General features: G+C 73.2%; 24 protein-coding genes. 6 read left to right on the top strand and 18 right to left on the bottom strand.

Features of this window, described 5'->3' with window-relative positions:
- Positions 1-92 precede the first annotated feature (92 nt).
- The 4 genes from Q3Y56_RS12430 to Q3Y56_RS12445 form a co-directional block, all read right to left on the bottom strand.
- Positions 93-1139: a xanthine dehydrogenase family protein subunit M gene (locus Q3Y56_RS12430; protein ID WP_304462002.1), complete on the bottom strand. Its 1047-nt coding sequence runs from the start codon at positions 1137-1139 to the stop codon at positions 93-95.
- Positions 1140-1454: 315 nt separating this feature from the next.
- Entirely contained in the window at positions 1455-3119 is a 1665-nt protein-coding gene (locus Q3Y56_RS12435) for a beta-N-acetylhexosaminidase (RefSeq protein ID WP_304462003.1), read from the bottom strand.
- Positions 3120-3279: 160 nt separating this feature from the next.
- On the bottom strand, positions 3280-3726 hold the full coding sequence (locus Q3Y56_RS12440; protein ID WP_304462004.1) for a hypothetical protein: 447 nt from the start codon (positions 3724-3726) through the stop codon (positions 3280-3282).
- A gap of 17 nt (positions 3727-3743) precedes the next feature.
- Positions 3744-5060 carry an MFS transporter gene (locus Q3Y56_RS12445; protein ID WP_304462005.1) on the bottom strand — a complete coding sequence of 439 codons (1317 nt, stop codon included), beginning with the start codon at positions 5058-5060 and terminating at the stop codon, positions 3744-3746.
- Between the two features lie 55 nt (positions 5061-5115).
- Between Q3Y56_RS12445 and Q3Y56_RS12450 the strand changes: the two genes are divergently transcribed.
- On the top strand, positions 5116-6120 hold the full coding sequence (locus Q3Y56_RS12450) for a helix-turn-helix transcriptional regulator (protein ID WP_304462006.1): 1005 nt from the start codon (positions 5116-5118) through the stop codon (positions 6118-6120).
- Between the two features lie 20 nt (positions 6121-6140).
- Here Q3Y56_RS12450 and Q3Y56_RS12455 read toward each other — a convergent pair whose 3' ends face one another.
- Positions 6141-6956 (bottom strand): NAD(P)-dependent oxidoreductase, encoded by an 816-nt coding sequence (locus Q3Y56_RS12455; RefSeq protein ID WP_304462007.1) that lies wholly within the window; start codon positions 6954-6956, stop codon positions 6141-6143.
- Positions 6957-7014: 58 nt separating this feature from the next.
- Between Q3Y56_RS12455 and Q3Y56_RS12460 the strand changes: the two genes are divergently transcribed.
- From Q3Y56_RS12460 to Q3Y56_RS12475, 4 genes are all read left to right on the top strand, one after another.
- Positions 7015-7932, top strand: coding sequence for a LysR family transcriptional regulator (locus Q3Y56_RS12460; protein ID WP_304462008.1), 918 nt, complete (start codon positions 7015-7017; stop codon positions 7930-7932).
- A gap of 4 nt (positions 7933-7936) precedes the next feature.
- Positions 7937-9013: a DUF1648 domain-containing protein gene (locus Q3Y56_RS12465; protein WP_304462009.1), complete on the top strand. Its 1077-nt coding sequence runs from the start codon at positions 7937-7939 to the stop codon at positions 9011-9013.
- A 1-nt stretch (position 9014) separates the two neighbouring features.
- Positions 9015-9371 (top strand): GntR family transcriptional regulator, encoded by a 357-nt coding sequence (locus tag Q3Y56_RS12470; RefSeq protein ID WP_304462010.1) that lies wholly within the window; start codon positions 9015-9017, stop codon positions 9369-9371.
- 521 nt (positions 9372-9892) lie between these two features.
- On the top strand, positions 9893-10693 hold the full coding sequence (locus Q3Y56_RS12475) for a sterol desaturase family protein (protein WP_304465575.1): 801 nt from the start codon (positions 9893-9895) through the stop codon (positions 10691-10693).
- A gap of 52 nt (positions 10694-10745) precedes the next feature.
- Here the strand turns inward: Q3Y56_RS12475 and Q3Y56_RS12480 are convergent, their stop codons facing one another.
- The 10 genes from Q3Y56_RS12480 to Q3Y56_RS12525 form a co-directional block, all read right to left on the bottom strand.
- The gene (locus Q3Y56_RS12480) at positions 10746-12782 is read right to left on the bottom strand and encodes a glycosyltransferase family 39 protein (RefSeq protein ID WP_304462011.1); all 2037 of its coding nucleotides are present in this window, start codon (positions 12780-12782) and stop codon (positions 10746-10748) included.
- Between the two features lie 10 nt (positions 12783-12792).
- Positions 12793-14103 carry a glycosyltransferase gene (locus Q3Y56_RS12485; RefSeq protein WP_304462012.1) on the bottom strand — a complete coding sequence of 437 codons (1311 nt, stop codon included), beginning with the start codon at positions 14101-14103 and terminating at the stop codon, positions 12793-12795.
- 25 nt (positions 14104-14128) lie between these two features.
- Positions 14129-15640 carry a cell wall metabolism sensor histidine kinase WalK gene (locus Q3Y56_RS12490; RefSeq protein ID WP_304465576.1) on the bottom strand — a complete coding sequence of 504 codons (1512 nt, stop codon included), beginning with the start codon at positions 15638-15640 and terminating at the stop codon, positions 14129-14131.
- A 106-nt stretch (positions 15641-15746) separates the two neighbouring features.
- Entirely contained in the window at positions 15747-16484 is a 738-nt protein-coding gene (locus tag Q3Y56_RS12495; RefSeq protein ID WP_304462013.1) for a response regulator transcription factor, read from the bottom strand.
- A 73-nt stretch (positions 16485-16557) separates the two neighbouring features.
- Entirely contained in the window at positions 16558-17019 is a 462-nt protein-coding gene (locus Q3Y56_RS12500; RefSeq protein ID WP_304462014.1) for a MarR family transcriptional regulator, read from the bottom strand.
- 96 nt (positions 17020-17115) lie between these two features.
- Complete coding sequence (locus Q3Y56_RS12505; protein WP_304462015.1) at positions 17116-17772, bottom strand: hypothetical protein; 657 nt, start codon at positions 17770-17772, stop codon at positions 17116-17118.
- A 21-nt stretch (positions 17773-17793) separates the two neighbouring features.
- Entirely contained in the window at positions 17794-18348 is a 555-nt protein-coding gene (locus Q3Y56_RS12510; RefSeq protein WP_304462016.1) for a hypothetical protein, read from the bottom strand.
- Between the two features lie 114 nt (positions 18349-18462).
- Positions 18463-18861 carry a hypothetical protein gene (locus Q3Y56_RS12515; RefSeq protein ID WP_304462017.1) on the bottom strand — a complete coding sequence of 133 codons (399 nt, stop codon included), beginning with the start codon at positions 18859-18861 and terminating at the stop codon, positions 18463-18465.
- A gap of 154 nt (positions 18862-19015) precedes the next feature.
- Positions 19016-19309: a DUF3039 domain-containing protein gene (locus tag Q3Y56_RS12520; RefSeq protein ID WP_304462018.1), complete on the bottom strand. Its 294-nt coding sequence runs from the start codon at positions 19307-19309 to the stop codon at positions 19016-19018.
- A gap of 57 nt (positions 19310-19366) precedes the next feature.
- Positions 19367-19972, bottom strand: a complete 606-nt coding sequence (locus Q3Y56_RS12525) for a YqgE/AlgH family protein (RefSeq protein ID WP_304462019.1) — start codon at positions 19970-19972, stop codon at positions 19367-19369.
- A gap of 250 nt (positions 19973-20222) precedes the next feature.
- Between Q3Y56_RS12525 and murA the strand changes: the two genes are divergently transcribed.
- Positions 20223-21557, top strand: a complete 1335-nt coding sequence (murA, locus tag Q3Y56_RS12530; protein WP_304462020.1) for a UDP-N-acetylglucosamine 1-carboxyvinyltransferase — start codon at positions 20223-20225, stop codon at positions 21555-21557.
- Positions 21558-21721: 164 nt separating this feature from the next.
- Here the strand turns inward: murA and Q3Y56_RS12535 are convergent, their stop codons facing one another.
- From Q3Y56_RS12535 to Q3Y56_RS12545, 3 genes are all read right to left on the bottom strand, one after another.
- The gene (locus Q3Y56_RS12535; RefSeq protein ID WP_016645140.1) at positions 21722-22003 is read right to left on the bottom strand and encodes an HU family DNA-binding protein; all 282 of its coding nucleotides are present in this window, start codon (positions 22001-22003) and stop codon (positions 21722-21724) included.
- 365 nt (positions 22004-22368) lie between these two features.
- Complete coding sequence (locus Q3Y56_RS12540) at positions 22369-23793, bottom strand: NAD-dependent malic enzyme (RefSeq protein ID WP_304462021.1); 1425 nt, start codon at positions 23791-23793, stop codon at positions 22369-22371.
- A gap of 346 nt (positions 23794-24139) precedes the next feature.
- Positions 24140-26554: a UvrD-helicase domain-containing protein gene (locus Q3Y56_RS12545; RefSeq protein ID WP_304462022.1), complete on the bottom strand. Its 2415-nt coding sequence runs from the start codon at positions 26552-26554 to the stop codon at positions 24140-24142.
- Positions 26555-26601: the final 47 nt, after the last annotated feature.

Below are 26601 nucleotides of genomic sequence, written 5' to 3' on the forward strand. Positions count from 1 at the left end.
GAAGGCCGTGCCCTCCGCGTCGTACTCGGGACCACGCGGGATCGGCTCCCAGCCGCCCCCGGACACGGGCTGCTGCGGCCGCTGTTCGTCACTCACGCGAGTGCCCTCCCCAGTGCTCGGCGGGCCAGGGCTGCCACGGTACGCCTCAGGTGGAGCGCGGCGGGCGGCAGGGTGGCCGGTTCCCCGCCGTCCTGCGGCGGCGCCGGGTCGGGGATGCAGGCCGCGGCGACGTACTCGCCGAAGGCCGTGCACACCTGCGGGTCCAGGCCGCGGTCGCCGTCCCAGTCGATCAGCGAGGCGACCCACGCCTCGGCGTCCAGCGGGCGCAGCGGCATCGGCGCCACCGCGCCCACGGCGCAGCGCACATGGCGCCGGGCCGGGTCGAGGACGACGGCGACGGAGGCGGTCGCGCGGCCGGGGCCGGTGCGCGCGGTGGCCTTCAGGAAGGACTGCGGGGCGTGCAGCAGCGGTACGCGGACGAAGCCGACGAGCTCGCCGGGGCGCAGCATCTCGACACCGGCGAGGAGGTGGCCGACGGGGATCTCGCGGCTCTCGGTGGTCCCGGAGCCTCCGCCGGTGCCGGAGCCCCCGGCGGTCCCGGAGCCTCCCGCGCCCGCCGATCCGCCCCCGGGCGCGCCCGCGCCCCTGGCCCCGGCCGCGCCCTTGGCCCCGCCCTGGGCGCCGCCCTTGGCCCCGCCGGCTCCACCCTTCGGTCCGTAGACGACGAGCACGGCGTCCAGCGCGGCGAGTACGGGCAGCGCGTCACCGGTCGGGGCGGCGCTGACGATGTTGCCGCCGAGCGTGCCCGCGTTGCGGATCTGCGGCGGGCCCGCGGCGCGCGCGGCGGCCGCCAGCGCGGGGATCAGCGCGGCGAAGTCCGGGCGGCCCATCCGGGCGTGGGTCAGACCGGCGCCCAGCAGCGCGTGTCCGTCCTGGTACTGCCAGCCCCTGATCTCGCTGATCCGCCCCAGGCCCACGAGCCCCGCGGGCCGCAGCAGACCGGAGTTGACCGCCGCCATGAGATCGGTTCCGCCCGCGACGGGCACGGCGGCGGGCATGGCGGTGAGCGCCGCCACGGCCTCGTCGAGCGAGCCCGGCAACGTCACCGTGTGCTCCGCCTGCGGTGCGTGCGTGGTCAACCGCTGCCCCTTCCCCGGTTGTCCCGGCCTGTTCCGCCGTACGGTACGTGCTGACGGCCCGGACGTGGCAACTCTGGCACATCTTCGGCGGCCGCCGTCGCGAGGGTCCACGCAGCAGGTATCCGTCCCCGACCAGGACGATGGTCCGCATTGACCCACCTCCGGCGTCACGCACCGATTGCCACATTTCGGGGACCCTTGCGCGGCTTGTCACTTCCCCCGGCGCGGTCTCCCCCGGACTGCGCACAACCGTCCCAAGGCTCCGCACAACCGTCCCAGGGCGGCGCCGCACCGCGAGCGGCTTCCGCGTCCGGCTCACACGATCGGAGGTGATCCGTCGATCGGGCGTCCGAGCACCCCAGGGCGCCGCTGCCAGGGGCGCGGGCCGCCCGGCGGCCGGTAATCGACTCCGAGCGCCTCCAACCGCGCGTAGTGCGCCCCCATGCGCTCCAAGAAGCCGGTGACGTCGCGCGCGGCGGGGCGGGGCAGCGGGGACCACACGGTCTCGGCGAACGCGGCGAGCCGCGGGAAGGTCTGGTAGTCCACGCGCCGCGGGTCCTCCAGCACCTCGGTCCACACGTTGGCCTGCGCTCCGAGCACATGGGCGGCCTGGGCGGCGGTCAGCTCCGGCGGAACCGGCTCGAAGCGGTACACGTCCTCCAGCGTGCGGACGTAGCCGATGGGGACGGGCTCGTCGTCGCCCGGCGCCTGCCGGTGGTCGAAGTAGACGTGTTGCTGCGGGCACATGACGACGTCATGGCCGGATCGCGCCGCCGCGACACCGCCGGAGTAGCCGCGCCAGGACGCCACGGCGGCCCCCTCGGCCAGGCCCCCTTCGAGGATCTCGTCCCACCCGATGAGCCGGCGGCCGCGCTCGGCGAGCCACTGGTCGAAGTGCCGGATGAACCAGCTCTGGAGCTCGTCCTCGTCGGCCAGTCCCAGCTCCTTGATGCGTGCTTGCGCGGCGGGCGAGGCGCGCCACTGCTCCTTGGGGCACTCGTCGCCGCCGATGTGGACGAAGGCGGACGGGAAGAGTCCGAGCACGTCCTCCAGCACCCCCTCGTAGAAGCGGAGGGTGGTGTCAGTGGGGGCGAGTACGTTGGTGGAGACGCCCCAGGTGGTCCACACGTCGAGGGAGGCGGTGTCGATGACGTCGGTGTTGCCCAGCTCCGGGTACGCGGCGATGGCGGCCTGCGAGTGGCCGGGGATGTCGATCTCCGGTACGACGGTGATATGCCGCTCGGCGGCGTACGCGACGATCTCGCGGATGTCGTCCTGGGTGTAGTAACCCCCGTGCGGCCGCTCGTCCCACAGCGGTGAGGCGCGGTGGCCGACCTTGGTCCGCGCCCGCCAGCCGCCCACCTCCGTCAGCCGCGGATAGCGCGTGATCTCGATGCGCCAGCCCTGGTCGTCGGTGAGGTGCAGATGGAGCACGTTGAGCTTGTGCGCGGCGAGCAGGTCGATGGTGCGCAGCACGCCGTCCTTGGGCATGAAGTGCCGTGCGACGTCGAGCAGCAGGCCGCGCCAGCGGAACCGGGGGGCGTCCTCGATGACCACCATGGGCACCGGCCACGCGCGCCGTGGCCGCACGGGCGCCCGCCGGAAGGCGTCGGGTCCGAGGAGTTGCCGGAACGTCTGGGCCGCCCAGAAGAGCCCGGCGGCGCTGCCGCCGTCCACGCGGATGGCGTACCCGTCGATGACGATACGGTAGCCCTCGGGGCCGAGGCGGGCGGCGATCTCAGGCGAGATGTCCAGCACGATCCGGTTGCCGTCGTCGTTGCCGTCTTCGTTGCCCCCCGCGTTGCCCTCCGCCAAGGGCAGCCCGGTGGCGGCCCCGACGGTGGACCGCAGCCAGCGAGCGACACCTTCGGTGCCGGGCCGCGCCTCGATGAGGGTCTCCGCGTCGAGCGGGTGGTGGCCGGGAGCCGGAGGCACCCACGAGACGCTGCGGGGCGCGGGGATGAGGTCCGTATCCGTCATACGGCCATGCTGCCGCGCCCGGCCGCGTCCTGGGCCGCGTACGCGGAAGCGGGCCGCGACTTACGGGGAAGCGGCCTCTCGGCGTACGCGGAGGCGGCCCTCGGCTTACGCGGAAGCGGCCCGGCCGCGACACGGGCCGAGCCGCCTCCACCGCGCGAGATCAGTAGCGCGGGTTCTTCTTGGACTCCGAGCACACGTCACCGACGCGCGTGTTGCGGCGGAACAGGTCGATCTCGATGCCGGCGGACTTGAGCCCGTCCCGGTCCCAGATCGTCGGGGTGTTCCACTTGTCGACGCCGTCGCGGACGTGCAGCCAAGGAGTCGTCGACTTCCTGCCCTTGCCGTCGTACCAGTAGATCCGGATGGCCGGGTGCAGTCCCTCGGCCTTGGTGTCCTTGCCCCGGATGACGATCGAGCGGAACTCGTCCTTGCTCGTCCAGTTCCACGCCGCGGACCCCTTGCCGCCGCTCCCCGAGCAGTCCACCTGGACAGGCGGCGCGGCGGTCGCGGACGCCGGTGCGGCGGCCGCCGGAACGGCGGTTGCCGGAAGGGCGATCGCGGCAGTCGTGAGAGCCGCGGCGGCGAGAGTCATCCCCCGTGTACGCACACCATCTCCTTCATTGGTCACCTTCGTGTTCCGTTGACGTCGGAACTCCGATGTTGATCTTGCGGTCCAGCGAAGGATACCGCCGGGGTAACGGCCTGCTGAGGCAGGTCCGTTCGGGTGCGTACAGGAGAGAGGAAGACGGGGAGGAAGGCGAGCGCCAGGCAGCCGCCGCCAACCCACAGCGCGGTGCGTACGCCGGCCAACTCGCCGATCAGGCCCGCCGCGGCGGAGCCGATGGCGACCGCTCCGGTGAGCATGAAGCGGAAGGTGGCGTTCATGCGGCCCAGCAGCGGATCGGGCGTCAGGCGCTGGCGGAGGCTGACGCCGAGGACGTTGTCGATGCCCATCTTGAAGGTGGCCAGCAGCCATCCGGCACCGGCCAGCCAGAGCCAAAGGCCCTGGTCGATGAGCGGGATGACCAGGGCGGTCGGCCCCACGCACAGACCGGCGAGGCCGAGCGCGCGGCCGTAGCCCAGCCGCCGGGCGACGGGGCGGGCGACCCGTGCGCCGAGGAAGATGCCGACTCCGCCGACCGCCCAGTACAGGCCCAGGACGCCTGCGGACAGGCCGAGCTCGCGGGTGAACAGCACGGGGAGCAGGGTGTTGATGAGCTGTGCGCCGAGATTGGTGAGGGAGGCGGTGAGGGCCAGCGCGCGGAGTTCGCGGTTGCCGAGCACGTGGCGCAGCCCCTCGGCGATCTGGGCCCGGAGCGAGGCGGGCGGCTGCTCGACGGCGGGAGGAGCGTCGGGCACCGGCGTACGGCGGATGCCGGTGAGGCGGAGCGCCGAGGCGAGAGAGAACACCGCCGCGCCGACCATCGCCACCGGCGCCGTGGCCAGTTGGACGATCCCGCCGCCCGCGCCCCGGCCCGCGACGTTGCCCGCGGCCTGGAGGCTCACCACCGCGGCGTTCGCCCGCACCAGCCCCTCGCGGCCGACCAGTCGCGGCAGGAAGCTCTGCGAGCCCACGTCGAAGAACACGGTGGCGCAGCCGCCCAGCAGGGCGACGGCGTACAGCTGGCCGAGGGTGAGCGCGTCCAGCGCCCACGCCACCGGTATCGACGCGAAGAGCACGGCCCGCGCCAGATCCGCGGCGACCAGCACCCGCCGCTGGTGCGCCCGGTCCACCCAGGCCCCGGCGGGCAGGCCGATGAGGAGGAAGGCGGCGGTGCTCAACGTGGCCAGCAGGCCGACCTGGCCGGGACTCGCGTCGAGCGCGGTCACCGCGATCAGCGGGACGGCGACATAGCCGATGTTGGTGCCGAGCTGGCTGAGCGCGGTGGCCGTGAACAGCGTGCGGAAGTCGGCCGTCCGCCACGGATTTTCGGTGGACATGCCCACTACGCTGCCGATCACCCGGCTCCAGGACCAATGATTTAGCCTCGGCTGAATGGTGCACGCGAGACGGGTCGAAGACAGCACGCTGGAGATCGAGTTCTCGGCGGAGGACGTGGCCCGTACGCGCTTCGCCGTCTCCCCGCTGTGGGAGGTCGTGGCCAGCGTCCGGGTGCTGAAAGGCGCCGACCCGCAGGGCATGCACCGCCGGTGGGCGGAGCAGGTGCGCCCGCTCCTCGCGGCGGCGAAGCTGGACCTCACGCCCCTGTCCCGCCTGATCCCCGTGCCCACCACCGGCATTCCCGGGTTCCTGGTGCCCCCGCCCACCACCCCGCAGCCCTCGCTGGAGGTCGAGCTGGCGGCGCTGCGCGCCACGCCGCCCGACCTGCTCCGTACGAAGACACCCGAGGCGCGGGCGGGGGTCGACGCGCTGCGCGAGGACCCGGAACGTGGTCTCGCGCGGCTGGCGGAGCTGATCGCCGCGTACTGGGAGGTGGCGCTGGCCCCGTACTGGCCGCGCCTGCTCACTCTGTACGAGGGCGACATTCTGCACCGGGCCCGGCGCATCGCGGAGGGCGGCGCCCGGCACCTCTTCCACGACCTCGATCCGCAGGTCACATGGGACTCCGGCACGCTCCAACTCACCGACCGCCGCTGCAACCGCGGGGTGCGGCGGCTGACCGGCCAGGGCCTGCTCCTGTGCCCCTCAGCCTTCGTGTGGCCCAGGATCTTCTCCACCCTGGGCAGCCCGGACGCGCAGCCCACGCTCCGCTATCCGCCGCGCGGCGTCGGCACGCTGTGGGAACAGCGCCCCCAGCCGTGCTCCAGCGCCTTGGCCCGCGTACTCGGCCGCACCCGCGCCATCCTCCTGGCCGAACTCGCCGCCCCCGCGACCACGACGGACCTGGCCCGCCGCCTGGCCCTCTCGCCGGGCGGGGTTTCCCAGCACCTGACGGCGCTCCGCGCGGCGGGCCTGGTGAACGCGCACCGGACGGGGCGGGTGGTGCTGTACGCGCGGACGGGCGTGGGCGAGGCACTGGTGGCCGCCGCGGCGGCCTGACGGCCGGGGCGCATGCGGGGTCAGGAGGCCGGGGTCCGCGGCCGGATCCGGCCCAGGTCCTGGTCCGCCAGCTCCGGGCGGGCGGTGAGCTCGTCATGCACCGCCCGCAGCAGCGGGAGCGGGGCGTGGTCGGTGGCCTGGGCGGTGGCCAGGGCGACATCCTTGGCGGCCAGGGCCACCGGGAAGTAGGAGCCGTCGGCGAAGGTACGGGCGACCGCTCCCGCGAGCGGCCCCCTGGCCAGTTCGCCGCGGACCAGGTCCGCGGGCAGCCCGAGGGCCTGTCCCAGCCTGAGCGTCTCCGCCACCAGGGCCACTCCGCCGATCACCGCGTTGATCAGGACCAGTTTCAGGGCGGCCCCGGAGCCGGGCTCGCCGCACTCGGTGACCTCCCCGAGCCGCCCGAGGATCGCGCGTACGGGCCCGGGCAGCGGCCCGCCCGCCAGCACCCACAACTCCCCGGCGGCGGCCCGGTCCACGCTGCCCATCACCGGCGCGTCGGTCAGCGTCACCCCGTCCGGGAGGCGGGCGGCGAGCTCCCGCACGGTGTCCGGGCCCACGGTCGAGGTGTCGACCCAGTGGGTGCCCGGCCGCAGGGCCGGGACCACGGCCTCGGCCACGGCGTACGCGGCGGCCGGGTCGGCGAGCATCGTGATGACGACATCGGCGTCGCCGACGGCCTCGGCGGGGTCGGCGGCGAGCCGGGCACCGGCCGAGACGAGCGGGTCGGCCTTGTGCGCGGTGCGGTTCCAGACGGTCAGCGGGTGTCCGGCGGCGAGCAGGCGACGGGCCATCGGGGCGCCCATGCTGCCGAGGCCGAGAAACGCGATCTTCTCCATGGCCTCGACGCTAGGCGCCCACCATCCATGCGACAAGCGAATGTCTAACATGGCTGCCATGCCTGCTCCGCATAGCTTGTACGAGGTCTTCCTGCGCGTCGCCCAGGACGGCTCCTTCACCGCCGCCGCCCGCACCCTCGGCTACACCCAGTCCGCGGTCTCCCGGCAGATCCAGACGCTGGAGGAGGAGTGGGGCACCGCCCTGTTCGACCGGCTGCCGCGCGGGGTACGGCTGACCGAGGCCGGGCGGGCACTGCTCCCGCACGCCGAGGGCATGCGGGACCGGCTGCGCGCGGCCCGCGCCGAACTGGACGCGCTGCGCACGCTCGACGGCGGCACGCTGCGGATCGGGGCCTTCGCCGCCGCCAACGCGTCGCTGGTCCCGCGCACCATGGCCGCGTTCCGGGACCGGCATCCGGCCGTCACCGTCGTCCACACCGAAGGCCCGACGGCCAAGCACGTGGGCCTGCTCGCGGAGGGCGGCCTCGACCTGGCCCTGTTGAGCACCCCCGCCGGAGTGCCGCTGTCCGGCCCGGAACTGCACCACCTGCTGGACGAGCCCATGTACCTGGCCCTCCCCCGGACCCACCGCTACGCGGACCGCCCGGCCCTGCGCCTGGCCGAACTCGCGGACGAGGACTGGATCGAGGGCACCGTGCGCCCGGAACAGACCCTGCTGGCGCCCGCGCTGGCCTCCGGGTTCCGGCCGCGCGTGGCCTTCCGGGCCAACGACTGGACCGCGAAGCAGGGGTTCGTCGCCGCGGGCCTGGGCATCACCGTGCTGCCCGGCCTGGCGGCCGGGGCGGTCCGCCCCGACATCGCCCTCGTACCCGTCGACCGAGCGGACCTGCCCCATCGGAAGGTGTACGCGGGCACACCCCGCGGGCTCGGCCACTCACCCGCGGTCGGCGCCTTCCTCGCACTGCTCCGGACCACCGCGAAGGAGGCCGGGAACGCCCCGCGGCACTTATTCTAGTTGCATGCGAACAACTAGGCGTGTGCTCGTCGCCGCATTGCCGTTCCTCCTCGCCTGCGCCGTCGCGCTGGCCGTCTTCGCCTCCCTGCGGGGGCGGCTGCCCGACCCGCTGGCGACGCATATCGGCCCGAACGGCCGGGCCGACGGCTTCACCGGGCGCGGGGCGTTCGTCGGGACGACCCTCGCCCTGCTCCTCGGCGGCGGCGTCGTGTTCGGCGCCGTCACGTACCTGGCCCGTTCCGCACCCGCCGCGCAGCGCGTGCTCGCCGCCTGCGGGTGCGCGACGGCGGTGCCGCTGGGCTACCTGCTCACCGCCCTGCTCTTCGCCAACGCGGACAGCGGGGACGCCGGGGCGGTGACGTTCACCGGGTGGCACGTGGCGGCCGCGCTCGGTGCCGCGGCCGCCGCCGGTGCGCTGGGGTGGCTGGCGGCGGGGGCCGTCGCGGACTCCGGACCCGCCGCCGAGGCGCCGGCCGCGCAGGTGGCGCGTCTGGAGCTGGCGGACGGCGAGTTGGCGAGCTGGACGAACACCGTGGGTTCACGCGTGCTCCCCGCCGCCGGGCTTGCCACGGTGGCGCTCGGCGCGGTGATCGCCTTCGCGGTGGGCTGGGGGTCCGGGCTCGCGCTGCTGGTCGTCGGGGCGCTGACGGCGATGCTGACCGGTGCGCGGGTGACCGTGGACCGGCGCGGGATCACCGTCGCGTCCCTGCTGGTTCCGCGACCGCGCCTGACCGTGTCGCTGGAGCGCATCGCGGAAGCCTCGCACCGCGAGGTCAACGCCTTCCGTGACTTCGGCGGTTGGGGCTACCGGATGCGCCGTGGCGCCAGCGGCGTGATACTCCGCTCCGGCGACGCGGTCTCGGCGCGGCTGTCGAACGGCAGCGAGTTCGTCGTCACGGTGGATGACGCGGCCACGGCCGCGGCGTTGCTGAACACCCTCGCGGACCGCGAGCGCGGCGGGCTCGACGAGGGCGGTGGGCGGCTCAACGAGGGCGGTGGGCTCGACGAAGGCGGTGGGCGGCTCGACGAGGGCGGCGGGCTCGACGAGGGCGGCGGGCTCGGCCGCGGGCTGGGGGGCTGAGGTGCTGTTCCGTGTGGATCCCGGTTCCGCGCTCCCGCTGGGCGACCAGATCGCGGCCAACGTGCGGGCGGCCATCGCCGACGGGCTGGTGCACGCCGGGGACCGGCTGCCGCCCGCCCGCCAGGTCGCCGAATCGCTCGGCGTCAACGTCCACACCGTGCTGCGGGGCTACCAGCGGCTCCGCGAGGAAGGACTGATCGAACTGCGCCGCGGCCGGGGTGCCGTCGTCACGGGCGGCCCGTCTCCCGGCCGCGCGCGGCTCGTCGAAGACGCCCGGCGGCTGGTCGCGGACGCCCGTGCGCTGGGCATGTCCGACGAGGACGTGGTGGCCCTCCTGCGGACCTGCCTCTCCGGCTAGCGGCCCCGCAGCGCCCGCCGGTTGACGTCGAGCGATGCCGGATCGTCGTAGTCGACGCGCCGCCGGGCGGCCTGCGCACCGTCAGGCCATCGCCGCCTCCCGCGAGGCTTGGGACGCGACTCTCGCGGAACCGCCCGCCCGCTGACCACGGGAGGACCACTCGGCCACCCCCGCCCCGCACCCCGGCGCAGACGGGCCGTCCGCGCGCGCCGTACGTCCCCCCGTACGCAACCACCCGTGCGCGGCCGCGCGTGAACGCCGACCAGCGGCCGGGTACGGACGGGCCCAAGTCGGCGGCGCGTCAGACGACTTGGGAAACGCGCGCCTCTTGACGCGCCGATCACGGGCCAGTGAAACAGGGGGATGGCATGAGCATCTTGTTCGGAATCGACGCCTTGACGCCGCCGCCGCGGCCGCGCAGACGGCGGCGGCGGGCGCGGCGGTCCCGGCCGCAGGGGGCACCGGCCGGGACGGCCCGTTCGCCGCTGTGCCACATCGCCTATCCGGTGCTGCTCCTGGCGATGGTCTCGGTGTCGGCGGGGAGCATGCGCTACGACTGGGACCCCGCCTGGGTGAACCCGCTCTTCGTCGTCGGCACGATCGGCTACCTCGCGCTGCTGGAGCGCCTGATCCCGTACGAGCGTGCCTGGCAGCCGAGTTCCCGCGAATGGCGCTGGTACGGCGCCTATTTCCTGCTGACCGCGGCCGGCGGCGGCCTGGGGCAGGCCGCCGTGGTGGCGGCCGTCGGCCTGGTGGCGCGGCCGGAGGCGGCGCTCCCGCTGTGGTGGGAGATACCGGCGGCCCTGCTGCTCGCCTCGCTGGCCAACTACCTGGTGCACCGGCTCTCCCACAGCAATCCGTGGCTGTGGCGCCTGCACGGCGTGCACCACGTGCCGGACAAGGTCAACGTCGGCAACAACGGCGTCAACCACATCCTGGACGTCGTCCTCACGCAGGGGTGCGTGCAGCTGTCCCTGGCGCTGGTCGGGTTCTCCGCGGACACCGTGCTCACGGCCGGCCTCTTCGCCGTCGCGCAGGGCTATTTCTGCCACGCCAACATCGACGTGCGCATCGGCGTGCTCAACCACGTCCTCGCCGGACCCGAACAGCACCGGCTGCACCACAGCGTCGACCTCTCCGAGGCCGGTCACTTCGGCGGTGACCTGTCGGTCTGGGACCGCGCCTTCGGGAGCTTCACCTGGCACCCCGACCGCGCGCCGGTCGCGGTCGGACTGCACGACCCCGCGACGTTCCCGGAGACCGGCGCCATCGGCGCCAGCCTCCTGCATCCCTGGCGCGGTTCCGGCAGGGGCCGGGGTTAAGGCTGCCGCGCCCGGCTCCGGCCGGGCGCGGCACCGTCTCCGACGTCAGCGGTTACGACGCCGACCGAGTCAGGTCGTAGAGGGTCGTGCCGTCCACGGTGACCTTCGTGAAGTTCTCCTCGATCCAGGACGAGATCGGGGAGGAGGTGCCGTTGCCGCCACCGGGGCCGCCGCCGGACGCGATGAAGTAGTGGATCTTGCCTTCCTTCACGTACTCCTTGAACTGGGCGAGTGTCGGGGACGGGTCGCTGCCGTTGAAGCCGCCGATGGCCATCACCGGGTCCTCCGTGGCCAGTTGGTAGCCGGCGGCGTTCTGCGAGCCGATGGCCGCGGCGACCCAGGCGTAGTCGCCGGAGTTCCGCTCCAGCTTCGCCTTCACCTCGTCGCTCACCTGCTGGCCGTTGAGCAGACCGCCCATGCCGCCCATGCCGCCTGGGCGGTTGCCCTGCTGGGTGCCGCCCTGCGGACCGCCGTTCGGGGCGCGGTTCGGGGCACCGTTGGGAGCCCCGTTGCCGCCCCCCGGAAACCCGCCCGGACCGCCCGGGCCACCCCCCGGACCGCCACCCGGTCCCCCGCCCGGCCGTCCCCCACCCGGGCCGCCCATGCCGCCCGCCACCGCCGGGCCCGCCGTGACGATCGAGCCGCCGTGCGGGGTGTCGACCGTGTTGACCGTGTACGCGACCGGCCCGGCCAGCGCGGTCGCCAGCCCCAGGCCGGCCGCGGTCAGCGCCGCCGCGCGGCCCGCCTTCGCCGCCGCCAGCAGTCCGGCCGCGGCCACCAGACCGCCGGCCAGCACCGCCTGGCGCAGCCACGGGTGCCAGTCGGCGGCGCGGCCCAGCAGCTCGTACGACCACCACGCGGTGCCCGCGACCGTGGCGGCGAGGAGCACCGACGCCGCGACGCCCGCGTTGCCGCCCTCCGCACGCCGCTCCCACAGCGCCGTCGCGCCCATGCCCACGAGCGCCGCGACATAGGGCGCGAGCGCGATGGTGTAGTACTCGTGGAAGATCCCGGACATGAAGCTGAACGTCACGAGGGTGACCAGCAGCGCGCCGCCCCACACCAGGAACGCCCCGCGCCGCGCGTCCGTACGCTTCGCCCGCCGGGTCAGCCACAGCCCGGCCAGCAGCAGGACGAGTGCGGCGGGCAGCAGCCAGGCGATCTGACCGCCGATGGTGCCGTCGAACAGCCGGGTGATGCCGGTCTCGCCCCATCGGCCGCCGCCCTGGCCGCCGCCACCGCCGCCGCCGCTGCCGGTCTCCTCGCCGTTGAGGCGGCCGAGGCCGTTGTAGCCGAAGGTCAGCTCAAGGAAGCTGTTGTTCTGCGAGCCGCCGATGTACGGGCGCGAGGACTCCGGCCACAGTTCCACGATCGCGACCCACCAGCCGCCGGAGACGACCATCGCCAGGCCGCCCAGCAGCAGTTGCCCGATCCGCCTGCCCAACTTGGGCGGGCCGCACACCGCGTACACGAGCGCGAGCGGCGGCAGGATCAGCCAGGCCTGGAGCGTCTTCGTCAGGAAGCCGAGGCCGAACGCGACGCCCGCCAGCACCAGCCACGTCGTACGGCCGTCCTCCAGGGCGCGCAGCACGAAGGAGGCGGCGGTGACCATGAGCAGGCACAGCAGCGCGTCGGGGTTGTTGAAGCGGAACATCAGCGCCGCGACCGGCGTGACCGCGAGCGTGGCGCCCGCGATCAGCCCGGCGGCCGGGCCGAACCGGCGCCGGACGGCCGCGTACAGCACGGCCACCGTGGCCACGCCCATCAGCGCCTCGGGGACCAGGATCGCCCACGAGCCGAGCCCGAAGATCCGTACCGACAGGGCCATCGGCCACAGCGCGGCCGGAGGCTTGTCGACGGTGATGGAGTTCGCGGCGTCCGACGAGCCGAAGAAGAACGCCTTCCAGCTCTCGCCGCCCGCCTGGACGGCGGCCGAGTAGAACTGGTTCGCGTAGCCGGACGCCCCCAGGCTCCACAGGTAGAGCACGGCGGTGGCGGCCAGCAGCACCCACAGGGCCGGGCGCGCCCAGGCCGGGTCCCGCGCCGGGTCTCTCGGCGGGCGCACGTCCGCGATGTCGTACGTGGTCATCGGGTGATCCTCAGTGGTTGTCATGGGCGGCGGGGCGGTGGGAGGCGGCGCTGCGGGAATGCGTCTCCGCGGGGAAGACCCACGCCCGGAAGAGCAGGAAGCGCAGGACGGTCGCGGCGAGGTTGGCCGCGATCAGGACGGCCAGTTCGGTGCCGTGGCCCGGGGCTCCCCCGGCCGCGTCGAGCGCGGCGAGGGAGCCGCTGGTCAGCGCGAGGCCGATGCCGAACACGACCAGGCCCTGGGCCTGGTGGCGGACGGCGCGGTCGCGGCCACGTACCCCGAAGGTGAGCCTCCGGTTGGCGGCGGTGTTGCCGAGCGCCGACAGCAGCAGCGCCAGCGCGTTGGCGGTCTGCGGGCCCGTACCCGTCCGGAGGAGGGAGTACAGCAGCAGGTAGCACAGGGTGCTCAGGGCGCCGACCACGCAGAAGCCGACCAGTTGGCGGGGCAGTCCGCCCGGCACACCGGACAGGTCGCGGTCCCGCGGGTCGTCGCCGAAGGGACGGCGCAGCCGGTCCAGCGGCAGCGCGCCGGTGACCAGCGCGCGCCCCACCCGCCACACTCCCTTCAGGTCGTCGGTCGCCGTCCTGACGATGTGGACGGCGCTGTTCGGGTCGTCGACCCAGTCGACGGGCACCTCGTGGATGCGCAGCCCGGCCCGCTCGGCGAGCACCAGCATCTCGGTGTCGAAGAACCAGCCGGTGTCCTCGATCATCGGCAGCAGCCGCTCCGCGACGTCCTTCCGGATCGCCTTGAACCCGCACTGCGCGTCGGAGAAGCGGGCGGCGAGCGAGCCGCGCAGGATCAGGTTGTACGCACGCGAGATGAACTCCCGCTTCGGCCCGCGCACGACCCGCGAACCGCGCGACAGCCGAGAGCCGATCGCCAGGTCGGAGTGGCCGGAGATGAGCGGGGCGACCAGCGGCAGCAGCGCGTTCAGGTCGGTCGACAAGTCGACGTCCATGTAGGCGAGGACGGGCGCGTCCGACAGCGACCACACGGTGCGCAGCGCGCGCCCGCGGCCCTTCTGCTCCAGCCGGACTGCCGTGACCTCCGCGACCTGGTCGTCCAGCCGGGCCGCAACCTGGGGGGTGCGGTCCGTGCTCGCGTTGTCCGCGATGGTGATCCGGAAGGGGTACGGGAAGGTGCGCACGAGGTGGTCGTGCAGGCGGCGCACGCACCGTTCGAGGTCGGTTTCCTCGTTGTGGACGGGGATCACGACATCGAGCACCGGCTCGCGCCGGCCGACCCTCACGTGCTCCCGTGCGGGCAGGGTCTGCGGTGGTGTCTCGGGCGGTGCCGCGAGAGGGGTCTGGGTTCGCATGGGCCGAGACTCGGCGGCGGCGCTGTCACGGCCGTGTGGTCAGCCTGTGCCCTGGCTGTGAGTGCGTCGCAGGCAGGTGAGCGGGCAGTTGACCGGGCAGGTGAACAGCGAAGACGGTGCGGCCCGGCACGCTGTCCACGGTCACCTGGCCACCATGCGCCGCCACCACCGCGGCCACGATCGCCAGGCCCAGACCGGTGGACCCGGCGGCCCGCGAGCGGGAGGCGTCGCCGCGGGCGAAGCGCTCGAAGACGTGCGGGAGGAGGTCGGGCGGGATGCCGGGGCCGTCGTCCTGGACCTCCAGCGAGACGTACGGGGTGTACGGGGCCTTCCGCCGTACGCGCGCGGTGACCGTCGTCCCGGGCGGGGTGTGCGTACGGGCGTTGGCGAGGAGGTTGACCAGGACCTGGCGCAGCCGGGCGTCGTCGCCGTACACCGCCGCGGGCTCGTCGGGCAGCTCCAGCCACCACGTGTGGTCGGGCCCGGCGGCCCGCGCGTCGCTGACGGCGTCCACCACCAGGGGCGAGAGGTCGACCTCCGCGCGCGCGAGCGGGCGGCCGGCGTCCAGCCGGGCGAGCAGCAGCAGGTCCTCGACCAGGCCGGTCATCCTGGCCGCCTCGGACTCGACCCGGCCCAGGGCGTACTGAGTCTCCGGGCCGATCTCCTCGCGCCCGCGCCGGGTCAGTTCGGCGTATCCGCGGATGGAGGCGAGCGGCGTACGCAGCTCATGGCTGGCGTCGGCGACGAACTGGCGCACCCGCGTCTCGCTCTCCTGGCGGGCGGCGAGCGCCGAACCGACGTGTCCGAGCATGCGGTTGAGGGCCGAGCCGACCTGCCCGACCTCGGTGCGCGGGTCGGCCTCCGACTCCGGTACGCGCTCGTGGAGGGCCACCTCGCCGCTGTGCAGGGGGAGTTCGGAGACGCGGGCGGCGGTCGCGGCGACCCGGCGCAGGGGGCGCAGTGCGACGGTGACCGTCGCGGCACCCGCGATCGCCGCGGCGACCAGCCCGGCGCCGGCGACGCAGACCTCCACGAGGACCAGGGCGTTGACGGTGTCCTCCACCTCGTACAGCGGATAGGCGAGAAGGAGCCTGCCGTCCTGGCTCGCCTGGGCGCGGTAGCTCCCGAGGCCGGGCAGGTCCAGGGTGTGCACCCCGCCGTCCAGCGGGACCGATCCGAGCGCCTCCCGTTGGGCGCCGGTCAGGTCGTCCAGCTGTTCCGAGGGGTTGAAGGTGGGGCCGGGGGCCGTGTCGTTGAGCTTCCTGGCGTCGGTGATCCCGCCGCCGGGCGACAGGCGGGCGCCGACCGTGTTCACGAGCTGCCCGGGCCGGGCGACGAAGTTCATGTCGCTGCGGTTCGCCCCGTCGCGGTTCGGCCCGCCCTGGGCGCCGACGACGGCCGTCCGCAGGTCGTCGTCCACCTGCCCCTGGAGGTAGGAGTGCAGGGCGATGGCCGTGACCCAGCCGATCACGGCGCAGACGACTCCGATCAGCACGACGGACGAGACGACGAGGCGGGTGCGCAGCGACCAGCGCAGCCGCGCGGCGCGCTTCGCGCGCGGCGGGCGGGGCGGGCGGGCCGGGGGGAGGTGGGCGGGCGGCGCGGCGGCGCCCGGCGCGCTCGCGGGCGGGTGCACCACGCGCCTACTCCCCCGGCTTGATCAGGTACCCGGCTCCGCGCCGGGTGTGGATCATGGGGCTGCGCCCGGCGTCGATCTTCCGGCGCAGGTAGGAGATGTAGAGCTCGACGACGTTGGCCTGGCCGCCGAAGTCGTAACTCCAGACCCGGTCGAGGATCTGCGCCTTGCTGAGCACGCGGCGCGGGTTGCGCATCAGATAGCGCAGCAGCTCGAACTCGGTCGCGGTGAGATGGACCTCCTGGCCGGCCCGCGACACTTCGTGGCTGTCCTCGTCCAGGACCAGGTCGCCGACGGTCAGCAGCGACGCGCCGCGCGCGGCCGCGGCGCCCGAGCGGCGCAGCAGACCGCGCAGCCGGGCCACGACCTCCTCCAGGCTGAACGGCTTGGTGACGTAGTCGTCGCCGCCCGCCGTCAGCCCGGCGATCCGGTCCTCGACGGCGTCTTTCGCGGTGAGGAAGAGCACCGGGATGTCCGGCAGCTCGGCGCGCAGCCGCCCCAGGACGGCCAGTCCGTCCATGTCGGGCAGCATGATGTCCAGGACGACGGCGTCCGGGCGGAAGTCGCGGGCGGTCCGGACGGCCTCGGCTCCGTCGCCCGCGGCGCGGGCGTCCCAGCCCTCGTAGCGCAACGCCATCGACAGCAGGTCGGCCAGTGCCGACTCGTCGTCCACCACCAGGACGCGGACGGGGCTCCCGTCGGGTCGCAGCAGCTCGGAATGCCCACGGGGCGAGGTCGCCTTCATGCTCCTCACCCTCGGGCGGCGACCTGAGAGGCTCCTTTGCCTTGTCTGTGAATCTCCTGAGAATCCCGTGCGACTACGGGAGGTCGCTGTCCCCGCCCAGGTTGGCGATCATGCGACGCAGGACGTTGAGTGCCGCCACGTACTCCTCCGTGGCGATGCCCTGGTGCATCTGCTCGTGCACCCGCGCGTTGCGCTCCCTGGCGCGCAGCCGCCCCGCCTCTCCGGCCTCGGTCAGAGTGAGCGTGAGGGTTCCGCCGTCCTCCGTCATCCATCCGCGCGCGACCAGGTCGTCGAAGACCTCGCCGAAGTCGATGCCGAGGTCGTCGAACCGGACCAGCTTCTCGGCGAGCGCGGGGCGGGTCCACGTACCGGGTGCGCCCGCGACGTGGTTGAGCGTCCACCAGTGCGGCTGGGTCAGCTGCTCCACGGCCAGCTGCGCGCGCAGGCTCCCCACCACGGCCTGGGAGGCCGCGCCGCTCCAGTAGCCGACGGGCTGCGCGGCCAGTTCCTCCTGGGTGTACTCCTTGATGTCCATGCGAAGACCGTAGAAGTTCAACCAAGGTTGAGGTCAAGGTGCGAGAGCGCCGGACGGGCTCGGGGACGCCCGGGAAGCCCGCCCGGCGCGGGCACACTAGGAGCCCGGGACCGCTCCCGCGCTCTTGGCGAAGACGTCCTCCACCGTCAGCGGCTTGTCCGCGGCGGCCGTCCGGGGGCGCGCCTTGGCGGCCGGGCCGAGTTCCCGGGCCGCCTCCGGGTCGCGGGGCGTCTTCAGGGCGCCGTTCTCCACGCCGACGACGCAGCTGCCGGCCGAGGCGCAGCGGTAGACCGGCCCGTCCGGGCCCTCGTACCAGGCGCTGAGGTAGAAGACGTAACTCCCCTTGGGCAGGCCGCCCACGACGTCGGACAGCTCGTCACCGGGGTGCCGGGTGAACTCCACCACGGCCCGCTCGACCCCCGGGTCGCTCGACCGCTCGACCTTGATGGCGACGTTGGACGTGCGGTTCGGCGGCTTGTCCTTCTCGCTGTAGTCCCGGCCCTCCGTGGCCCCCGAGACCGTGCCGAGGACGACGAGGTCCGAACGCGCCGCGACGTCGGTGACGCTCGCGGGCGGTGCGGCCTCGAGCCCGGCGGCGCTCGCGTGCGCCGCCCAGAACCCCGTTTCGCCGCCGGCCTTCGTCTCCTGCTTGGCCTCCTGCGTGTTCGACGAGCAGGCGGCCGCGCCCAGCATGACGGCGGCGGCGGTGGCCACCGCGCCGGCGACCGGAGCGATTCGCGTACGGATACGCATCAGATGCTCTCCCTCTCCGGCTCAGTAGTGACCGTTGATGTGGTTCTTGTCGTGCTTCGAGTAGTACAGGTGGTCCGGCTGGGCCCGCTCGCAGGAGCGGTTGGCGAACGAGTAGTCGCTGTTCTTGCCGGAGAGGTGGTGCAGGCCCACGCTGTGCCCGATCTCGTGGCACCCGACGGCCTTGTAGTTGTCGTGCGGCTTCTTGCGGTTGATGACGATGGCGTGCTGCTCGCACTTGTCCGAGCCCGGCGTGACCCGCTTGACGCAGGTGGTCCAGGCGTAATAGCGGACCTGGTCCCCGGTGGGGTTGAAGGTGCCGACGGTCCACACGTCGACCTTCGGGTCGTACCGGTTGGTCACGCTGGTCGTCATGTCGGTGGGCGCCAGCGCCTTGGTGCGCGCGAACTCGAACGCCGACTTCTGCGCCGACGTCAGGTCCCTGCCGTAGTAGAACGAGTGCGCCTTGTTGTCGGCGACCTTCGGGCCGAAGTTGGTGGCCGATGCCGGCTGCACCGTCGTCAGCGCCAGGCCGACGGCGGCGCCGAGAACGGCAAACGTGCGTATGGGACGTTTCATTGGGTTCTCCCCCGAGATACCTCAGTTCAGGCACAGGGGGACGCACGCCTCGCGTGTCACGATCCCCCGGGCTGAGCGAAGGGTACACAGTCGCGATGTGCGCGGGACCGCGGGCTAGTCCCGGGGGAAGTCCTCACCGGGATAGGCCGGTTCGGGATACGGCACCGCCTCCACCACCGCGCCCGCCGCGGCCAGCCGCGCCTCCACCTGGCCCCAGTCGGGCCAGCCCTCCCGGAACCGGCGCAGGATCCGGGCGCTCGCGACGAGCACCACCTCGCACCCCGGCTCGCCGGCCCACTCCAGCACCCTGGGGAGCGTCGGCTGCGTCACCGAGAAGACGCTGCTGCCGACCGGCTCGTACCCCCGCTCCTCCGCCAGCCGCGCGCATCTGCCCAACTGCGCGTCCCAGTCCTTCTCGAACTGGCAGTAGGCCGTGATCCGGTCGTCGGCCTCATCGACTTCCCGCGCCCCGAAGACCAGATAGGTCACCCGCTTGCCGGCGTCCCCGCTCATGCCGCGAACCCTACTGCCGCCGCCGGGCGCCGGAACACAAGCCGCGCCCGGTCCGCACCCCTGAGGGGTACGGACCGGGCGCGGTACGCGGTCGGTACGCGGTCGTCGCGGTACGCGGTCAACGCCGGGCCGGGAGGCCCGGGCGCGCGCAGGGCTACTTCTTGCCGCCGCCCTTGCCGTCCTTGTCGTTGCCGCCGCCGACGCCCATGCCCTCGAAGATCTCCTTGCACATGGGGCACACGGGATACTTCTTCGGGTCGCGGCCCGGGACCCAGACCTTGCCACAGAGGGCGACGACCGGAGATCCGGAGAGCGCGCTCTCCATGATCTTGTCCTTCTGTACGTAGTGGGCGAAGCGCTCGTGGTCGCCGTCACCGTGCGACACCTGGGGTGTCGGCTCAACGAGGGTCCCCGTACCTGCCCCGCGCTCGGGCTCAAGAGTGCTCATACGGACCAAGGGTACTCACGCCCGCGGTACGCGGGGAGCGACCGCCGCGCCCCGGGTTCAGTTCAGCGACGGGTCGTCCGGGTACGTCGCCACCATCGCCAGGTCGCTGCGCTGGCGGCGCAGGACCGAGCGCCACAGGTGCTCGGGGTCTGGGGAGGAGACGTCGCCGGGCTCGGACTCGACCACGTACCACGCGCCCTCGGACAGCTCCTCCTCCAGCTGGCCCGGGCCCCACCCGGCGTACCCCGCGAAGATCCGCAGGCTGCCGAGCGCCGCGGCCAGGAGTTCCGGTGGGGCCTCCAGGTCCACCAGGCCGATCGCGCCGTAGACGCGCCGCCAGCCCAGCGGCCCGTCGCCCAGGACCGCCGACGCCTGGCCCGCGCGGTCCTCGCGACCGGCCTCACCCGGGACGACGGCCACGCCCAGCGCGGAGTCCATGGACACCGGGCCGCCCTGGAAGACGACTCCGGGTTCGCCGGTCAGCGCCGCCCAGGACTCCAGGATGTCGCCGACTCCCACCGGGGTCGGGCGGTTGAGAACAACCCCGAGCGAGCCCTCCTCGTCATGGTCGAGGAGGAGCACCACCGCGCGGTCGAAGTTCGGGTCCGCCAGCGCGGGGGTCGCGACAAGCAGCCGTCCTGTGAGCGAGGACACCTCGGTCATGGCCACATGATCCCCCATATCCCGCCCCCGCGGGGAGTGGAACCCGGATGAGGCCCGTCAGCGCGGCGGGGGCGTACGACAGCAGCGGCGGCGCACGTCACCGCTCGCCTCCGGCCGCGTACACACCGTATCGAAGGGGAGGTTTCAGGCAACCTGCGGCACCATTTCGGCCATCGGTCCTGGCGGAGGGGGGCTTCGCGGCCATTACCCTTTTCTTCTGCCCCTGCCCATCCCAGGAACGCGAGACCAGATGACCGGCATCGATGACGTACTCCTCGTCCACGGCGGCACCCCGCTGGAAGGCGAGATCCGGGTCCGCGGCGCGAAGAACCTCGTGCCCAAGGCCATGGTCGCCGCGCTGCTCGGCAGCGAGCCGAGCCGGCTGCGCAATGTGCCCGACATCCGCGACGTGCGCGTGGTGCGGGGGCTGCTGCAGCTGCACGGCGTGACCGTACGTCCCGGGGACGAGCCCGGTGAGCTGGTGCTGGACCCCACGCGCGTGGAGAGCGCGAACGTCGCCGACATCGACGCGCACGCGGGCTCCTCCCGGATCCCGATCCTGTTCTGCGGCCCGCTGCTGCACCGCCTCGGCCACGCGTTCATCCCGGGCCTGGGCGGCTGCGACATCGGCGGTCGGCCGATCGACTTCCACTTCGACGTGCTGCGGCAGTTCGGCGCGACGATCGAGAAGCGCGACGACGGCCAGTACCTGGAGGCCCCGCAGCGGCTGCGCGGCTGCAAGATCCGGCTGCCGTACCCGTCCGTCGGCTCCACCGAGCAGGTGCTGCTGACGGCGGTGCTCGCCGAGGGTGTGACGGAACTCTCCAACGCCGCGGTGGAGCCGGAGATCGAGGACCTCATCTGCGTCCTGCAGAAGATGGGCGCGATCATCTCCATGGACACCGACCGGACGATCCGGATCACCGGTGTCGACAAGCTCGGCGGCTACAACCACCGCGCCCTCCCGGACCGCCTGGAGGCGGCCTCCTGGGCCTCGGCCGCGCTGGCGACCGAGGGCAACATCTACGTCCGCGGCGCGCAGCAGCGGTCGATGATGACCTTCCTGAACACCTACCGCAAGGTCGGCGGCGCCTTCGAGATAGACGACGAGGGCATCCGCTTCTTCCACCCGGGCGGCCCCCTGAACGCCATCGCCCTGGAGACCGACGTGCACCCCGGCTTCCAGACCGACTGGCAGCAGCCGCTGGTGGTGGCGCTCACCCAGGCGGCGGGCCTGTCGATCGTCCACGAGACGGTGTACGAGTCGCGGCTGGGCTTCACCTCCGCGCTCAACCAGATGGGCGCGCACATCCAGCTCTACCGCGAGTGCCTGGGCGGCTCGGCCTGCCGCTTCGGCCAGCGGAACTTCCTGCACTCGGCGGTCGTGTCGGGACCGACCAAGCTCCAGGGCGCCGACCTGGTCATCCCCGACCTGCGCGGCGGCTTCTCGTACCTCATCGCGGCACTGGCGGCGCAGGGCACCTCGCGGGTGCACGGCATCGACCTGATCAACCGCGGCTACGAGAACTTCATGAGCAAGCTGGTGGACCTGGGCGCGAAGGTGGAGCTCCCGAACGCCTCGTAAGGCCCGTACAGCGGTTTTGGTCCCGTACGCGCTCCCTGAACACCCAGGGGGCGCGTACGGGCTTCCACGCCCCCGTGCACGCCCGTGGCGGGCCATGTGCGCCGGCCGTGTACGCCAAAGGGCGGTCACCCTCCCGTGGGTGACCGCCCTTCACGCTTCGGGGCTTACTTGCCCTTGGCGGCTTCCTTGAGCTTGGAGCCCGCGGAGACCTTCACGCTGTAGCCGGCCGGGATGTTGATCGGCTCACCGGTCTGCGGGTTGCGCGCGGTGCGAGCGGCACGGTGGGTGCGCTCGAAGGTGAGGAAGCCGGGGATGGTGACCTTCTCGTCGCCCTTGGCGACGATCTCGCCGACGGTCTCGGCGAACGCGGCCAGCACGGCGTCGGCGTCCTTACGCGTCACCTCGGCGCGGTCGGCCAGCGCGGCCACCAACTCACTGCGGTTCATGTTGTACTCCCGTGTTCTTCTTGCCAATGAGGCGTGCCACGCGGCGAAGCCGCATATCGGACACAGCGAAGCCGATGCTGCCAGGTTCTACTGCGGTCCCCGGACCTGGGTCCTCCGTCAGAACCCTCGCGCCCGAAGACGCATCCTGCCCCCACCTGTGGCGGGAAAGCCAATCCGGCGCCCGGGAAGGTCACACGAAGAGCGCCGTGAGGGCGGGTTTTTTCTGCCCGTCACCCTATGGGGACGGCCTCGGGCGCACACCGCGCGACGCGCCGTGCCGACCGGGTACGGGCTCGGCTCCACGGCCGGACCGGGGAGGCATATGCCTCCCCGGCGTGCCCGGACCGGATCGGTACGGAGTCGGCTCAGAGCTCGTTGTTGATCGCGGTGACGGCCTTGGCGGCGTTCCGGACGGCGCCGGCGACCGCGCCGGCCACCTTGTCGTTGAAGACGCTGGGGATGATGTAGTTGGCGTTGAGTTCGTCGTCGTGGACGACGTCGGCCAGGGCTCCGGCGGCGGCGAGCATCATGCCGGTGTCGACGGTGCGTGACTGGGCGTCCAGCAGGCCGCGGAAGACGCCGGGGAAGACCAGCACGTTGTTGATCTGGTTGGGGAAGTCCGAACGGCCGGTGGCGACGACTGCGGCGGTCTGGCGGGCGATGGCCGGGTCGACCTCCGGGTCCGGGTTGGCCAGCGCGAAGACGATCGCGTCGTCCGCCATCCCGGCCACGTCCTCGCCGCCCAGCACGTTGGGTGCCGAGACGCCGATGAAGACGTCCGCGCCGCGCACGGCCTCCTTCAGGGTGCCGGTGACCCGCTCGGGGTTGGTGTTGTCCGCGATCCAGCGCAGTGGGGAGTCGGGGTCGGCGTCGACCAGGTCGGTGCGTCCGGCGTGGACGACGCCGTGGATGTCGGCGACCACCGCGTGGCTGACCCCGGCGGCGATCAGGAGCTTGAGGATCGCGGTACCGGCCGCGCCGGCACCGGACATGACCACGCGGACGTCGCCGATCTTCTTGCCGACCACGCGCAGGGCGTTGGTCAGGGCGGCCAGGACCACGATGGCGGTGCCGTGCTGGTCGTCGTGGAAGACCGGGATGTCCAGCGCCTCGCGCAGGCGGGCCTCGATCTCGAAGCAGCGGGGGGCGGAGATGTCCTCGAGGTTGATGCCCGCGAAGCCGGGTGCGATGGCCTTGACGATGGCGACGATCTCGTCGGAGTCCTGGGTGTCCAGGCACAGCGGCCAGGCGTCGATGCCCGCGAACCGCTTGAACAGCGCCGCCTTGCCCTCCATGACCGGCAGGGCGGCCATGGGGCCGATGTTGCCCAGGCCCAGGACGGCGGAGCCGTCGGTGACCACCGCGACGCTGTTGCGCTTGATCGTCAGCCGGCGGGCGTCCTCGGGGTTCTCCGCGATCGCCTGGCACACCCGCGCAACGCCGGGGGTGTAGACCATGGACAGGTCGTCGCGGTTGCGGATCGGGTGCTTGGAGGACATCTCGATCTTGCCGCCGAGGTGCATCAGGAACGTACGGTCGGAGACCTTGCCGAGCGTGACGCCCTCGATGCCGCGGAGTTTCTCGACGATCTCGTCGGCGTGCGCGGTGGAGGTCGCGGCGATGGTGACGTCGATACGGAGCTTCTCGTGGCCGGAGGCGGTCACGTCCAGGCCGGTGACCGAGCCGCCCGAGGACTCCACCGCGGTGGTGAGCTGGCTGACGGCGGTGCCGCTGGCCGGGACCTCAAGCCGAACGGTCATCGAGTAGGAGACGCTGGGCGCCGTTGCCATGGCCGACTTCCTCTACTTTCCCTGTTCCGAGTGCTGTTCTCAGATGGTCGCACCTACCTGCCGGTACGAGGTAACCAGGGGTTAGTTTCGGAAATAAAGTTTCCACGAAGCGAAAAACGCGGGAGGTCCGCGCCAGGGACTGGCGCGGACCTCCCGCATCACGATGAGTGGCACCGACCCGCCATGCTCGCCTCGCGGCAAGTGGTCGCTCGAAGCGACGAAGGTTGGGCCCGGGGGCTTGGATCGGGCCGGTGCCGTACTCAGGCTAACAAAGGATCGCCGGATGCGATTCCCCGTCGTGGTGGTCCGTCCGGGTCGTCAGTCGCGGAGCGGGTCCGGCACCCCGTCAGTCGCGGAGCAGGTCCGGCACCCCGGCCTCGTCCGGCTCGTCCCGCTCGCCCGAGACGACCGTCAGCCGCTGCGTCGCCCGGGTGAGGGCCACGTACAGCACCCGCAGCCCCGCCGGGGACTCGTCGGCGATCTCGGCGGGCGAGACCACGACCGTCGCGTCGTACTCCAGGCCCTTGGCCTCCAGGCTGCCCAGCGGCACCACCCGGTCGCCCAGCCCGGCCAGCCACCGGCGGGCCTGCTCCCGGCGGCCCATCGCGACGACCACGCCGACGGTGCCGTCCACGTCGTCCAGCAGCCGCTGCGCCTCGGCGCGTACCCGGTCCCCCAGGGCCCCGTCGGCGACCGAGAAGCGCGGCACCAGGCCGGTCGAGCGAACCGCCTCAGGCGAGGTCATCCCGGGCATCGCCAGCGCCAGCACCTTCGCGGCCAGCTCGGCGATCTCGGCCGGGTTGCGGTAGTTGACGGTCAGGGTGAAGCGGCGGCGCGGGCGGTTGCCCAGCGCCTCGGCGCGCGCCTCGGCCGCCTCGTCCGGGTCGGACCAGGAGCTCTGCGCCGGGTCGCCGACGACCGTCCACGTGGCCTGGCGGCCGCGCCGCCCCACCATGCGCCACTGCATCGGCGTCAGGTCCTGCGCCTCGTCGACGATGACGTGCGCGTAGTCCGTACGGGCCTCGTCGCGCAGCCGCTCCAGCCGCTCCTCGCGCGAGCGCCGCCCGCCCTCCAGCCGCTCGGCGTAGGTGGTCAGCTCGTCCAGGCCGGTGAGCTGGTCCAGCGGGTCGGCCTGGCGGCGCTTGGGACGGGCCGGGGCGCCGAGTACGGTGTGCAATTCGTCCAGCAGCGCCACGTCGTGCACCGACAGCGGGCCGTGCCCTTCGGGCCCCAGCCGTCTGAGGGAACGGGCCAGCAGCCGGGTCTCGCGCGGCGTGAGCACCCGGCGGGCCCAGCGCCCCAGCCGCTTCTCGTCGGCCATGACGGCCAGTACGGCGCGCGGGGTCAGCTCGGGCCACCAGGCGGCGAGGAAGTCGGTGAACTCCGTCTCGGTGGAGATGTCCTCGTCGAACGCGGCACGGGCCTCGGCGGCCAGCTCGGGATCCGTATAACGGCGGTCGCCACCGGATCTGCGCCACAGGGCGTCCAGCAGCAGCCGCCGGGCCCGCGGCCGCAGCAGGTTCACCGGCGCGGTGCCGCCCAGCGCCGTCTGGCGGATGCGGTGCAACTCGTCGGCGTCCAGCTCGACGCGCTGCCCGAACGCGACGACGCGCAGCCGGTCGGGCGTACCGCCCGCGGCGCCCCCGTCGGCGGAACCGCCACCACCGGCGGAACCGCCACCACGGGCGGAGCTGCCACCGCCGGGCAGCGTCTCCAGGGCTCCGCGAGCCGCCCTCCGCAGCAGTTTCGCCATGCGTGCCGAGCCCTTGACCCGGGCCACGGCCGGTTCGTCGTACGCCGTCGCCTCGGCGCCGTCCACCAGCGAGCCGACGGCGCGGATCGCGACCTGCCCCTCCTCGCCCAGCGACGGCAGCACGCCCTCGGTGTACGCGACGAGCAGCGGGGTCGGGCTCACCACGAGGATGCCGCCCGCGTACCGCCGCCGGTCCTGGTACAGCAGATACGCGGCGCGGTGCAGCGCGACCGCCGTCTTGCCGGTGCCCGGGCCGCCCTCGACCTCGGTGACGGAGGCGGCGGGCGCGCGGATCACCAGGTCCTGCTCGGCCTGGATGGAGGCGACGATGTCCCGCATGGTGTGGCTGCGGGCCTGGCCGAGCGCGGCCATCAGCGCACCGTCGCCGACGACCGGCAGCGGCGCCCCGTCCAGGGTGGCGGTCAGCTCCGGGCGCAGCAGGTCGTCCTCGACGCCCAGCACCCTGCGCCCCTTGCTGCGGATGACCCGGCGCCGTACGACCCGGCCCGGGGCGACGGGGGTGGAGCGGTAGAAGGGCGCGGCGGCGGGCGCGCGCCAGTCGATGACGAGCGGGGCGTAGTCGGCGTCGAGCACGCCGAGGCGGCCGATGTGCAGCGTCTCGGCGATCTCCGCCCGGTTGTCCCGTACGGCGTCGTCGGCGGGCTCCACGGAGGTGTACGCGCCGTCCGGCCCGCGCTCGCCGTCCTTGCCGAGCAGCAGGTCGATGCGGCCGAAGAGGAAGTCCTCGAACTCGCTGTTCAGCCGGTTGAGATGGACTCCGGCCCGGAACACCTGGGCGTCGCGCTCGGCGAGCGCGCCCGGGGTCCCCACCTGGCCCCGTTTCGCGGCGTCGTCCATCAGGAACTCCGCCTCGTGGATCTTCTCTTCGAGGCGCCGGTACACCCGGTCCAGATGCCTCTGCTCGATCCGGATCTCACGGTCGCGGAGTCCGTCCCCATCCCGCGTCGCCGCCGTCGGTGCGGTGTGCGTGGCGTTCTGCGCAGCCACCAGGCCCCCTTCTCCTGTGCATAGGGCAGCCGTCAACCGTACGCGAA

Origin of the sequence: Streptomyces sp. XD-27, assembly GCF_030553055.1 — a bacterium.
Taxonomy (GTDB): Bacteria; Actinomycetota; Actinomycetes; order Streptomycetales; family Streptomycetaceae; genus Streptomyces.